A 12,011-nucleotide genomic window follows, 5' to 3' on the forward strand; every position below is an offset into this window, starting at 1 on the left:
TTCGTTCTCAACGGGAGGAAGCCATGAGCCAGTCCGGCGCACCGGAGCAGGGAGCCGACCTCGCGAAGGGGGTCGCGTTCGCGGATCTCGCCGACGGCGGCATGATCGCGGGCCACGTGAACGGCGAGCCGGTGCTGATCGCCCGGCGCGGCGACGAGCTGTTCGCTATCGGCGCCTCGTGCACGCACTACGGCGGCCCGCTCGGCGAGGGGATCGTCGTCGGCGACACGGTGCGCTGCCCGTGGCACCACGCCTGCTTCAGTCTGCGCACGGGCGAAGCCGTGCGCGCGCCGGCGCTCGATCCGGTGGCGCGCTGGAGCGTCGAGCGGCGCGGCGACCGCGTGTACGTGACCGGCAAGCTGCCGGCCGCTGCCCCGCGGCGCACGCTGCCGGCCGGAACGAATGCGCCCGAGTCGGTCGTCATCGTCGGCGGCGGCGCCGCCGGAGCTTCGGCCGCCGAGACGCTGCGGCGCGAGGGCTACGACGGCCCGGTCACCATCCTGAGCGCCGACGCCGACCCGCCCTGCGACCGGCCCAATCTGTCGAAGGGCCTGCTCTCGGGTGGCGCGACGGCGGAGGCCGTCGTGCTGCGTGCGCCGGCCTTCTACCGGGACCTGCGCGTCGAGCTGAAGCTCGGGGCGCGCGTCGCCGGGCTCGACACGGGCCGCCGCACGCTGCGGCTCGAGAGCGGCGAGCGCCATGCGTACGGCTCGCTGCTGCTCGCCACCGGTGCGGACGTCGTGCGGCTCGAGGTTCCGGGCGCCGACCTGCCCCACGTGCGTTACCTGCGCAGCTTCGCTGACGGGCGCGCGCTGCTCGAGCGGGCAACGGCCGCGAAGCGCGTCGTCGTCATCGGCGCCAGCTTCATCGGCCTCGAGGTGGCCGCCTCGCTGCGCACGCGCGGCGCCGAGGTGGATGTCGTCGCGCCGGGCCGGGTGCCGATGGAGCGCGTGCTCGGCGGGCGCGCGGGCGCGGGCTTCCAGCGCCTGCACGAGAAGAAGGGCGTCCGCTTCCATCTCGGCACGAAGCCGGCCGCCATCGCGGCGGACTCGGTGACGCTCACGAACGGCGAGCGGCTTGCCGCCGACCTGGTGGTGGTCGGCATCGGCGTTCGCCCGTCGCTCGAACTGGCCGAGCGGGCGGGCCTCGCGATCGAGCGCGGCGTGCTCGTCAACGAGTTCCTCGAGACCAGCGTCCCCGGCATTTTCGCCGCGGGCGACATCGCGCGCTGGCCCGACCCGCTCAGCGGCCAGCGCATCCGTGTCGAGCACTGGACGGTCGCGCAGCGGCAGGGCAGGACGGCAGCGCTCAACATCCTCGGGCGGCGTGAACGCTTCACCGCGGTGCCCTTCTTCTGGACCGAGCAGTACGACCTTTCGCTCGTCTACGTCGGCCACGCGGAACAGTGGGACGCGGTCGAGTTCGAAGGCGAGGTGGACCAGTACGACTGCGGGATCACCTACCGCCTGGGCGGAAGGAAACTCGCCTATGCCAGCGTCTATCGCGATCACCCGAGCCTGCGGGCCGAGGTCGAAATGGAAGCCGCGGTGGAGGCGCTCGCCGGAGGCGTCAGCCGCTAGTTCCGAAACCAACGGCGTCCGGACGCCGCCGCCGGCCCTGCCGTTCGCCTAACGGGCGGCCGGCTCCGCGTCGAGCGCCCGCGGACCGTCTCCGTGGTGTCCGCCGTGGACAAGGTGCCGGACCAGCCCGATGGCGGTGATCGCCCAGAGCGCGAGCGCGAGAGGCAGGAAGACGCGGGCGAGCGCCTCGAGCGGCGCGAAGGGCAGCGCCTGCGCCAGGCGCCAGGTCGCGGCGGCGTACATGCCGAGCGGGAAGACCATTCCCCAGTACTGCGGATCGTAGGCGAACGGATAGCGCCGGACGGCGTGCCGCCAGATGCCAAGCATCATCAGCAGCGGCACCCACCAGGTGCCCGCGGCCCAGAAGAACAGCGTGAAGCCGAGCAGGAACGGCCGGAGTTCCGCGAGCAGCGGTGAGGCGTCACGGGCGAGCAGCAGCGCCGAGCCGGTGAGGGTCGTGATCGCCACCGCGCCCATCGTGATCCAGTAGGTCGGCGTGAGCGCGACGCTCAACAGCGACACGAACGTGAAGCGGTAGAAGATCAGGGTGATGATCGCGAGGTAGAGCATGCAGCCGATGAGGAAGAAGACGATCGCGCCGAACGCCACCTCCTCCTTAGGCCAGCCGAACGGCGTCCGCAGGGTGATCGCGAGCACCGCGACCGACTGCGTCGCGACCGTCGCGATCAGCCAGGCGCCGTTGATCCCGCGCTCCAGCGAGGGCTTGATCCGCCGGACGATGACGATGGTGAAGAACGAGTACATCACCACGGCCCACAGCACGAGCCCGGCGGCGAGCAGGACCTGCGCCGGCCCGCGCCAGCCGCCGACGATCAGGCACTGGCTGCCGAGCACGCAGGTGCCGGCGACGGTCGTGAAGAAGCCCGAGCCGCGCGCGTGATCGGCGAGGTCGGCGAGCAGCCGCCGGCGATGGAACACGGCGCGGGCGAGCGTCATCAGCACGAGGATCGCGTAGACGGGCAGGTTGACGGCGAGCAGCGCCACGGCCACCGCCCGCCAGCCGAGCAACTCGCCGGCGATCGAGACGATGCCCGTGGCCATGACGAGGGCGAAGTAGCCGGGGAAGAGCCCGGCCACCGCGCGGGCGAGCCGTCCGGAAGGCGCGGAATCGTCGGAAACCGGCAGCAGATCGCCGGTCGTCATCACCGCTCGACCCGGTAGACGTAGCGCAGCAGGCCGAGATTGAGCAGGAAGCAGCCGAGACTTGCGGCCGCGGCGGGCAGCGCGACTCGCCGGTCGCCGCCGAGGTAGGCGTTCATGGTCGCGGTCAGCAGCCACAGCTGCAGCGCCACCACGAGCGCGGCGATCGAGACGATCCCCGAAAGGATCAGCAGGCGCTGGGCGCGCGAGAAGCGCCGCAGGCGGCTCACGACGTGCGCTCCGTGACGCCCACGGCCCACACGACCCCGTCGCGCACTTCGAGGTCCACGCGCGGCAGCGGCCGGCGCGGCGGGCCCGAGAGCGGCCGGCCGGTCGCGAGGTCGAAGTTGCCGTTGTGACACGGGCAGTGGAACCGGCCCTGCTCGACCTGCGGCAGCACCGGACAGGAAAGGTGCGTGCAGCGCTGGTCGTAGGCGACGACCTGGCTTTCGGCGAGGCGCACGAGCAGCCGCGGCTCGCCGGGCCCGGGATACTCGAACTGCAGCGAGCCGCCGATCGGCAGCGCGTCGAGGCGCGTGATCGGCTTCTCGGGGAAGCGCGCGCGGGCGTCGGTGAGGCTCCTGGCCAGAATCCACGCCTGCCCGGCGACGAACGCGAAGCTCGTCAGCGTGAGGAACTTGATGAACTCGCGGCGGGCCACGTAGTGATCCTGCGGAACATCAATCGGAAAGTCGCGCCGCCATTGCGGCTGCTCCGCCGCCGGCCGGCCGTCGGGAGGGATCGTCAGCTCGTCGGGATCGCGCAGGCTCACGGTTCGCTCTCCTGGTAGAGGTTCGCCAGCAGCGGATCGGGCGGGCTGGCGGGGGCCGTGGATTCGAGCGGCTCGGTGATGGCGAGCAACGGCTCGGCGTGGTTCTTCGGCACCAGCATGCGCACGCGCGTCGTCACGACCTGTGCGCCGAATCGGAAGGTGGTGAGCGGCCGGGACGCCGGGCGGAGCGCCTCGATCTCCTCGCGCGTGCCGAAGAACAGCGCCTGGCTCGGACAAACGGAAGCGCACATGGGCTTGAGGCCGCGCGAGGTGCGGTCGTAGCACATGTCGCACTTCATCATCAGGTTCGCCTCGTCGTACATCTTGGGAACCCCGAACGGGCAGGCCAGCACGCAGTTGTTGCAGGCGATGCAGCGCGGCTTGCGCGCGGTCTGGACGACCCCGTCCTCGGTGCGCTTGATGGCGTCCGCCGGGCAGACCTCCGCGCACGTCGGCTGGTCGCAGTGCATGCAGACGACCGGCACGGTCTGGGTCGAGCGCGAGCGATCGATGAAGTCGAGCTGGATCATGGACACGCCCTTGTGCGTGTCGCACTCCGAACAGGCCTGGACGCAGGCGTTGCAGCCGATGCAGCGCGCCGGGTCGAGGTAGAAGTGGAGTTCGCCGGGAACGGGCATGGCGTGCTTCCTCAGGCCCCGGCCGTGGGCCGGGCGGGCGCGCGGCGCGGGGACGAGGCGGCGGCCGCTTCGCGCGCCTCGTCGGCGGTCGCGGGCTGCAGCCGCGCGGCGCAGGCCTTGAACTCGGGGATCTTCGAGATCGGATCCTGCGCCGAAATCGTCAGGCGGTTGACGCTGCGCCGGCCCGGCCAGTGGTAGGGCACGAAGATCGTGTCGGGCCGGATCGTCGCGACCACCCTGGCGCGCAGCGTGAGCCGTCCGCGCCGCGTCTCGGCCGTCACCCAGTCGCCGTCGGCGATGGCCAGGTGCCCGGCGAGGTGCGGATGCAGCTCGATGAACGGCTCGGGGTCCATGTCGAGCAGCGGCCCGATGCGCCGCGTCTGCGTGCCGGAGAGGAACTGGCTGATCACGCGGCCGGAGGTCAGGATGAGCGGGTAGTCGGCGTCGGGCACTTCGGCCGGCGGCGTGTAGGTGGAGACGTTGAACCGCGCCTTGCCGTCGGGGAAGTAGAACGGCCCCGAGCCCTTCGCCACGACGTTCCACGATCCCGGCTCGAACAGCCGCGGCGTTCCCGGATGGTCGTCGGCCGGGCACGGCCAGAAGACGCCCTGCTGGCGCTCGATTTTCTCCCAGGTGATCCCGGAGTAATCCGCCACGCCGCCGCGCGAGGCGGCGCGCAGCTCCTCGAAGATCTCGCGCGGGCCGGCGAACGTGAGGCCGCGCTCGCGCCCAAGGGCGCGGGCCAGGTCCTGCACGATGCGCCAGTCCTCGCGCGCCTCGCCGGGGCAGCTCACCGCCTTGTTGATCTTGATGACGCGACCCTCGGCCGTCGTGACGGTCCCTTCGTCCTCCTCGTGCAGCGAGCCGGGCAGCACGAGGTCGGCGTGGCGGGCGGTCTCGCTCATGAAGAAGTCGATGGCGACGTAGAACTCGAGCCGGTCGAGCATCGCCCGCACGAAATCGCTGTCGGGAAGCGACACCGCCGGGTTGAAGCAGATGGACAGCAGCCCGCGGATCTCGCCGCGCTCGACCTTGCGGAAGATCTCGTAGGCGTCCACGCCCGGCTGCGGCAGCTCGTCGGCGCCAATGCCCCAGATCCCGGCGACGAACTCGCGAGCCTGCGGGTCGGCGAGCTTGCGGCCGCCGGGAAGCTGGTCGCACTTCTGGCCGTGCTCGCGGCCGCCCTGTCCGTTGCCCTGGCCGGTGATCGTCGCGTAGCCGCAGAACTCGCGCCCGATCCGGCCCGAGGCCAGCACCAGGTTGATCGCGCCGAGGACGTTCTGAACCCCGTGGCTCGAATGCTCGATGCCGCGGGCGTGCATCAGGAAGCTGGTCTTCGCCGTTCCCCACCATTCGGCCGCCCTGCGGATCGCCGTCTCGGCGATGCCGGTCGTGCGCGCGGTGCGCGCCGGCGTCCATTCGGCGACGTGCCTTTCGACCTCGTCGAAGCCCACCGTCGAGCGGGCGATGAAGTCGCGGTCCAGCCAGCCGTTCCCGATCATCAGGTGGAGCACGCCGTTGAACAGCGCCACGTCGGTGCCGGGCCGGATCGGCAGGAACAGGTCGCAGGTGCGGGCGATCGGCGTCAGGCGCGGATCCACCACGATCACCTTCGCGCCGCGCTCGCGCGCCTGCCAAACGTAGTCGGTGGTGATGGGTGCGCACTCGGCGACGTTGGCGCCCGAAATCCACACGACCTGCGCGCCGAGGATGTCGCTCCACGGATTCGCCGCCCGGTCCACGCCGAACGCCTTGCTGTTGCCGGCGCCGGCCGAGACCATGCACAGGCGGCCGTTGTAGTCGATGTTCGAGGTCGCGAGCGCCATGTGGGCGAACTTGCCCATCAGGTACGCCTTCTCGTTGGTCAGGCTCGCGCCCGAGAGGATCGCCATCGCGTCGCGGCCGTGCGTTTCCTGGATGCGGCGGATCTCGGCGGCCGCGCGCTCGATCGCGCGCTCGTAGGCCATGGGCCGGAAACCGCCCGGCGCCGTCCCGTCGCGTTCGAGAGCGGTGAGCAGCCGGTCGGGGTGCGAGCCCTGCAGGTAGCGCTTGATGCCCTTGGGGCAGAGCATGCCGCGGTTGAACGGGAAGTCGTAGCGCGGTTCGAAGCCGACCACCTGCTCGTCCTTGACCTTGAGGCGGATGCCGCACTGCTGGCCGCAGAAGCAGCAGTGCGTGTCCACGACGCGGTCGGGCTCGACGCCGGTGTCGAGCCGCTGGCCCGCCGACCATGCCGGGTGCGGTCCGAACGGGTCGCCCGCGGGCGGATCGAGATGCGTGTGGCGCGCGGCCGGCGGGGCCGCGACAGGTTCAGCCATGGAAGTTCTCCGCGTCGGAGCGGCCGAGAGGCCCCTCGCCGATGCCGGGGTTGACGTGCGCCGGCGCGGCGCCCGGCGCGACGAGGATTCCGCCGCGCACCCCGCGCCATGCCGCCCCCTGCGCGGTGGCGAGCAGCGCGCGGCGGCACGGCGGGCAGACACGCTGGTAGTGGTCGGTCCCGCCGCCGCCCGTGCTCTGGATCCGGTAGTCGAATCCCAGGCGGCGCTCGACCTCGATCAGGTCCTCTACATGCATCTTCGACGTGAAGCCGTGCCCGCAGCGGGCGCAGTGTTCCAGCGCCTCCTCGCGCCCGACCTCCTTGTAGAAGCGGACCGCGATCTGCGCCGGGCGCTGGAACACGTGGAAGAACTTGCCGAACGGCAGCCACAGGAACGTGAAGATGACCGTGATGGCGTGCAGGATCGCGAGGAAGTCGTAGGCGTACCCGTGCATCCACGTGTAGCTCGCGGTCAGCATCAGCCCGGTCAGGCTGACCGCGAACAGCAGCACGAGCGGCAGGAAGTCCTCGGAGAAGCTCTGCAGCGCCGCCGCGCCTTCTTCGCGCATGCGCCGGCGCATCGCCAGCATCACGCCCGCGATCACCAGGAACGAGGCCCACACCAGGCCGTGGAAGAGCAGGAAGGCGAGGAGCGAGTCGCTCGGGAAGGCGAACGCCGGAAAGCCGAAGACGATCAGGCGGTACACCGACGGCGAGCCCGCCACCGACTCGAAGGCGAGCCAGCCGAACACCAGCGGGAAGGTGATCGCGACCGCCAGCACGCAGCCCCAGAAGAGCAGCACGTGGGTCAGGCCGCGCAGTCGGCCGCGCGCCCAGATGAAGCGGTTGAGGGCGATGTCGGCGAATGAATGCGCGGCCAGGCCGCCGAGGTGGCGAAAGCGACGCCCGCGGCGGAAGAACACCTGCCAGCCCCGCCGCCAGTAGAAGTCGGTCGGCGGCCGCTTGAGCCACATGGCGTAGCGGTAGGTCAGGCCGAAGGTGGCGAACAGCGCCGCGAACGTGTAGGCGACCAGCGCGGCGTCGAAGTGCGCCAGGTTGCGCGAACCGACGACGATGAGCGCGCCCAGCACGAGCGTCGCGGCGACGCCCCAGGCGATCGGTCCGGCCGAGTCGCGGCGTGAGTTCGTTCGGTTCATGACCTCGCGAGACCTCCGTGTGCGGCTGCGCCGCGAGCGTAACCCGCGCGAGCGGCGCATGGCCAATCGGTGAAGGCCGTCCCCGGTCGGCAGGGCCCGCGGGCCGTCAGGCGATCAGCCCGCACATGAGTTGTTCGAACATCCCGAACGTGAGGGACTGCGGTCCGTCGGAGAGCGCCTGCTCGGGATCGGGGTGGATCTCGATCATGAGCCCCTGCGCGCCCGCCGCCAGCGCCGCGCGGCACAGCGGCGGCACGAAGCGCCGCACTCCGACCGCGTGCGAAGGATCCACGAGCACCGGCAGGTGCGTGCGCTCCCGCAGCACCGGCACCGCGCTCAGGTCCAGCGTGCTGCGCGTCGCGGTCTCGAACGTGCGAATCCCGCGCTCGCACAGGATCACCATCTGGTTCCCGTGGGCGAGGATGTACTCGGCGGCGCCCAGCAGTTCCTCGATGGACGCGCTCATTCCGCGCTTGAGCAGGACGGGGCGGTCCACCCTGCCGACCTCCTTGAGCAGCGAGAAGTTCTGCATGTTGCGGGCGCCGATCTGGAGCACGTGGGCCTTCTCCGCCACCGGCCCGACGTCCGCCGGGTGCAGCACCTCGGTCACGATCGGCAGTCCGGCCTCGGCGCCTGCCTCTGCGAGCCAGTCGAGCGCTTCGTAGCCGTGGCCCTGGAACGAGTACGGCGAGGTGCGTGGCTTGAAGCAGCCGCCGCGCAGCAGGCCGCCGCCCATCTCCTTCACGACCCGCGCGCAGGCGCGGACCTGTTCGCGGGACTCGACCGCGCACGGGCCGGCGATCATCACCGGCCGCGGCCCGCCGATCGTGACGCCCGCCACCACCACGCGCGTGTCCTCGGCGCGGTGGTTCCGGGAGGCCAGCGCTTCGTCGTGCTTCGCTGTGGCCGGCCTCGTCGCGGCGGGCTGCGGCGGCGTGGCCGCCACCGCACGCGAAACCTTCGGCCGCGGCTGAGCGGGACGCGCCTCGGCCGTGGTGCGCGACGGATAGGACCCCAGCGCCTTCACGTAGCCGCTGCGGGCCTGAAGCTCGCGCACCGCGCGGGCCACGTCGGGATCGGCCAGGTTGCCATCGAAGTCCACGTAGAAAAGGTACTCCCACGGGTTGCGAGGCCGCGGGCGCGACTCGAGCTTGGTCAGGTTGAGGTGATGATCCGCGAACACGCCGAGGCAGGAGAGCAGCGCGCCCTGTTCGTGGCGCGTGGTGAACAGCAGCGATGTCTTGCATGGCACGCGCAGATCGCAGACGACGGGCCGCTTCGCGACGATCGCCATGCGCGTGAGGTTCTCCTTCTGGTCGGCGATGCCGCGCGCGAGGACCACGAGGCCGTACAGCCGTGCGGCTTCCTCGCTGGCCACCGCGGCCTGGGACAGATCCTGCTCGTCGCGGACGCGGCGGGCGGCCATGGCCGTGTCGGTGAACGCCTCGACACGACACTCGCCGAGCCCCGCGAGGAAGCGCCCGCACTGACTCAGCGCCACCGGGTGCGAGAAGACCCGCCGAATGCGCGAGAGCGGGACTGGCTCGAGGGCGAGCAGGCAGTGCTCGACCTCCTGGATCTCCTCGCCCACGAGGGCCAGGTCCATGCGGGCCAGCAGGTCGTACGACTGGGTGACGGATCCCGAAGTCGTGTTCTCGAGCGGGAGCACGGCGTAGTCCAGCTCACCGGTCACCACCGCCTCGAGCATCGGTTCGAAGCCGTCGTAGCCGAGGTAGGTGGCCTCCTCCTTCCGCGGCCCGAAATGTCGCCTCGCCGCGCCATGGCTGTAGGCCCCTTCGCTGCCCTGGTAGCCCACCCGGATCGCACCCGCCGCGCCCGTGCCGGCAGTGAGCAGCGCGGACTCCTGGGTGCGCACGGAGTGCCCGAGGATCTCCCGGAAGAGCCGCGTCACCAGGAAGCCGTCGAGGCCGGCGTCGCGGGCGCGCTCCACGGCGCGGGTCAGCACGTCCTCCTCGCGGGGCAGGTCGCGCAGGGCGCCGCCGCTTTCGAGCTTGAGGCGCGCCACCTCCCGGACCAGTCCCTGGCGCGCGGCCAGGGCGTCCACGAGGGTGGCGTCCACCGTCTCGAGCTGCTCACGCATCGTGTTCAGGTCCATCGTCCTCTCCTCGAAGGAATGCGAAAGGCCCGCTCCCGGGTGATTCGGGAGCGGGCCTTTCTGTGGCCGTTCGGCTGAAGGAATCGCTACAAGCGTCCTCCGCCCGCTCCCCTGGAGCGGGTAAAGAGGAAGCCGAAGGTCAGCCGGTCGCGCGTCATGGGACCGGTATTTTCCCCGGCGCCGCGCGGAAACGCAAGCGACTCGCTGTGTCCGGCGACGCCGGAGCGCCGGCCGGTCCGCCTACCGCTGCCCGGAGCCGGACCTTCGCGCCGGGGCCGAAGCGGGCGCCGCGAGCGGCAGGCTCAGGCGGCTGGAGTGCAGCACCTCGATGTGCGCGACACGCGCGTCGGCGATGTTCTCGTAGCCGATCCGGCCGCCGGTGTTGAAGTTCTTCTGGAAGAACGCCGAATTGAGCGGCGCGATCGTCAGCCGCAACCGCGCGCCCGCCGGGATGCGCCACGCCGACCAGTAGAACTCGAACGGGATGTCCACCGTCTCGCCCGGCTTCAGCAGCTCCGACTGGAAGGGGCCGTTGCGGAATCGCGCCCGGCGAATGTCCTCGCCGAGGCGCACCGCCGAGCCGTCCGGCGCGATCATCAGCACCTGCGCCCACAGGTCGAAATCCGGCGCGTCGGCCCTGACGCGCAGGTTCAGTCGCATGTGCCCCGCGACTTCGACGTCGTGCGCCAGCGGCTCGGAGTGGAACACGACCGCCCGCTTCTGGAAGTCGCGGAACTGGCTGGTGAGGCCTTCGTCCGGGAGGGAGGAGAGCATCGCGAGCTCGGGCAGCTCCCGCGGGTCGCTGACAATGACCGTCGGCGGTTCCGCCGCCGGTGGCTCGCCGACCAGACTGCCCGAGTGGAACACGTTCAGCGGCGCGTGGTCCGGCGCCGAAAGATAGAAGCCCAGCGACTCGCCCGACGACGCGGCCGCGAGCGAGGCGGCGTGGCGCCACTCGTCCGCGCCCAGCATGAAGTAGTTGACCTTGTCGCGCAGCAGTGCCGGCTTCGGGCCGCGCCCGAGGATCCAGTCGCACCAACCCGCGTGCAGCGCCTGCATGTCGAGGACGGCGGAGTCCGGAATCGTGAGCCCCATGATGGATTTTGCTGGGCGCTGCGTTCCGCCGTGGTCCCACGGCCCGATCACGAGGACGCTGCGGTCCACCTGCGCCGTGGGCGCATGCGCGAAATAGCTCCGGTAGTAGCGCAGGGCTCCCGGCTGATCGTCGTCGAAGAAGCCGGTCGCGGTGAGGATCGGAAAGCGCATCGCCGCGTAGTCTTTCGCCGCCGGTTCGGCGGCCAGGTTGAACGCCCGGTCGCCGACGTGATCGAGCCAGGTCTTCATGAAGGACTTGCGGAGTCCGGCCGAGTCCGCCATCCACCAGTCGTCCGGAGCGATGCCGATCGCTTCGTCCAGCTCGCTGAACGGGCGGTACCCCGCGTACTGCTCGAGCATCTTGCCCTGCCAGTACGCCGCATTGTCAATGAAGCCGGTGTTGAGGGAGCGGCCCGAGGTGTAGCCCACGATCACCGCCGACCACGCCTGCGGGATGCCGTTGGTGTTCGGCACGTCCCAGCCCGGATAGATCGGAGCGAAGGGCGTGATGCCACTCAGGTGAGGGGGCCTCTGCGCGGCCGTGCGCCACTGCGTCATGCCGACGAACGAACCGCCGTACATGAACACGTGACCATCGCTCCACGGCTGACGAGCGATCCACTCGACGAGGTCATGGCCGTCGCGCCCGACCTGCAGCCCGAGGTCGTCGCTCTTGACCCCGCCTGAGCGCCCGCGCCCGCGCACGTAGGCGAGCACGAACACGTAGCCCCGCCGCGCCATCGCGACCGGTTCCCCACGACGGCCGCCGTCAATGTCGTACTGCGTGAGCTCGAGCACCGCCGGCGCCTTGCCGGCCAGCTTCGAGGGTCGGGTGATCCAGGCCTCGAGCTCGACGCCGTCCCGCATCGGGATCATGCGGCTCAGCTCGATGTCGTAGCCGGGGCCGACCGACTCCGCCGACGCCCCGAGGGCGGCGGTCGTGCCCGCCAGCAATCCCGCCGCCACGAAAACCCGAATGCCCCACAGCCGTGCGAGCACGCCCTTCATGAACGCTTCCTCCTGATCGCGGCACCAGGCCGTAGTCAACGCCCTGCGGAAACCTCGAGCGCCAGCCTAGCGCGCGACAGCGCGTTGCCGCCAGATCGCCGCCCCGCTCGCAGGGCCTTGCGGAAACCCCGCAGGTTCGTGTATCTACGCCCGCGGAGAGGTGCGAG

General features: G+C 71.0%; 9 protein-coding genes. 1 reads left to right on the forward strand and 8 read right to left on the reverse strand.

What is annotated here, in order from left to right; genetic code table 11:
* The first annotated feature begins 23 nt into the window (after positions 1–23).
* Positions 24–1,580, forward strand: a complete 1,557-nt coding sequence (locus tag IT347_11415; protein MCC6350183.1) for an FAD-dependent oxidoreductase — start codon at positions 24–26, stop codon at positions 1,578–1,580.
* Between the two features lie 48 nt (positions 1,581–1,628).
* Here IT347_11415 and IT347_11420 read toward each other — a convergent pair whose 3' ends face one another.
* The 8 genes from IT347_11420 to IT347_11455 all read right to left on the reverse strand — a co-directional run bounded on the left by IT347_11420 (position 1,629) and on the right by IT347_11455 (position 11,844).
* The gene (locus IT347_11420) at positions 1,629–2,744 is read right to left on the reverse strand and encodes a tellurite resistance/C4-dicarboxylate transporter family protein (GenBank protein ID MCC6350184.1); all 1,116 of its coding nucleotides are present in this window, start codon (positions 2,742–2,744) and stop codon (positions 1,629–1,631) included.
* On the reverse strand, positions 2,744–2,971 hold the full coding sequence (locus tag IT347_11425; protein MCC6350185.1) for a hypothetical protein: 228 nt from the start codon (positions 2,969–2,971) through the stop codon (positions 2,744–2,746). Before IT347_11425 ends, IT347_11420 begins: the two co-directional genes overlap by 1 nt.
* Positions 2,968–3,513 carry a Rieske (2Fe-2S) protein gene (locus IT347_11430; protein ID MCC6350186.1) on the reverse strand — a complete coding sequence of 182 codons (546 nt, stop codon included), beginning with the start codon at positions 3,511–3,513 and terminating at the stop codon, positions 2,968–2,970. The genes IT347_11425 and IT347_11430 overlap by 4 nt, the downstream gene beginning before the upstream one ends.
* The gene (locus tag IT347_11435) at positions 3,510–4,151 is read right to left on the reverse strand and encodes a 4Fe-4S dicluster domain-containing protein (protein ID MCC6350187.1); all 642 of its coding nucleotides are present in this window, start codon (positions 4,149–4,151) and stop codon (positions 3,510–3,512) included. The genes IT347_11430 and IT347_11435 overlap by 4 nt, the downstream gene beginning before the upstream one ends.
* An 11-nt stretch (positions 4,152–4,162) precedes the next feature.
* Positions 4,163–6,469, reverse strand: a complete 2,307-nt coding sequence (locus IT347_11440) for a molybdopterin oxidoreductase family protein (GenBank protein ID MCC6350188.1) — start codon at positions 6,467–6,469, stop codon at positions 4,163–4,165.
* Positions 6,462–7,625 carry an MFS transporter gene (locus IT347_11445; protein ID MCC6350189.1) on the reverse strand — a complete coding sequence of 388 codons (1,164 nt, stop codon included), beginning with the start codon at positions 7,623–7,625 and terminating at the stop codon, positions 6,462–6,464. The genes IT347_11440 and IT347_11445 overlap by 8 nt, the downstream gene beginning before the upstream one ends.
* A 106-nt stretch (positions 7,626–7,731) precedes the next feature.
* On the reverse strand, positions 7,732–9,741 hold the full coding sequence (gene aroF, locus IT347_11450) for a 3-deoxy-7-phosphoheptulonate synthase (GenBank protein MCC6350190.1): 2,010 nt from the start codon (positions 9,739–9,741) through the stop codon (positions 7,732–7,734).
* 240 nt (positions 9,742–9,981) lie between these two features.
* A complete protein-coding gene (locus IT347_11455) occupies positions 9,982–11,844 on the reverse strand; it encodes a CocE/NonD family hydrolase (protein ID MCC6350191.1) in 1,863 nt (620 codons plus the stop codon).
* Positions 11,845–12,011 lie beyond the last annotated feature (167 nt).

This window comes from Candidatus Eisenbacteria bacterium (genome assembly GCA_020847735.1).
Classification (GTDB): domain Bacteria; phylum Eisenbacteria; class RBG-16-71-46; order RBG-16-71-46; family RBG-16-71-46; genus CAIXRL01.

Bases quoted from the DNA above. Each gene is read 5' to 3' on its own strand.
- IT347_11435 (MCC6350187.1), bottom strand. From the start codon at position 4,151: ATGCCCGTTCCCGGCGAACTCCACTTCTACCTCGACCCGGCGCGCTGC.
- aroF (MCC6350190.1), bottom strand. From the start codon at position 9,741: ATGGACCTGAACACGATGCGTGAGCAGCTCGAGACGGTGGACGCCACC.
- IT347_11455 (MCC6350191.1), bottom strand. From the start codon at position 11,844: ATGAAGGGCGTGCTCGCACGGCTGTGGGGCATTCGGGTTTTCGTGGCG.
- IT347_11415 (MCC6350183.1), top strand. From the start codon at position 24: ATGAGCCAGTCCGGCGCACCGGAGCAGGGAGCCGACCTCGCGAAGGGG.
- IT347_11420 (MCC6350184.1), bottom strand. From the start codon at position 2,744: ATGACGACCGGCGATCTGCTGCCGGTTTCCGACGATTCCGCGCCTTCC.
- IT347_11445 (MCC6350189.1), bottom strand. From the start codon at position 7,625: ATGAACCGAACGAACTCACGCCGCGACTCGGCCGGACCGATCGCCTGG.
- IT347_11440 (MCC6350188.1), bottom strand. From the start codon at position 6,469: ATGGCTGAACCTGTCGCGGCCCCGCCGGCCGCGCGCCACACGCATCTC.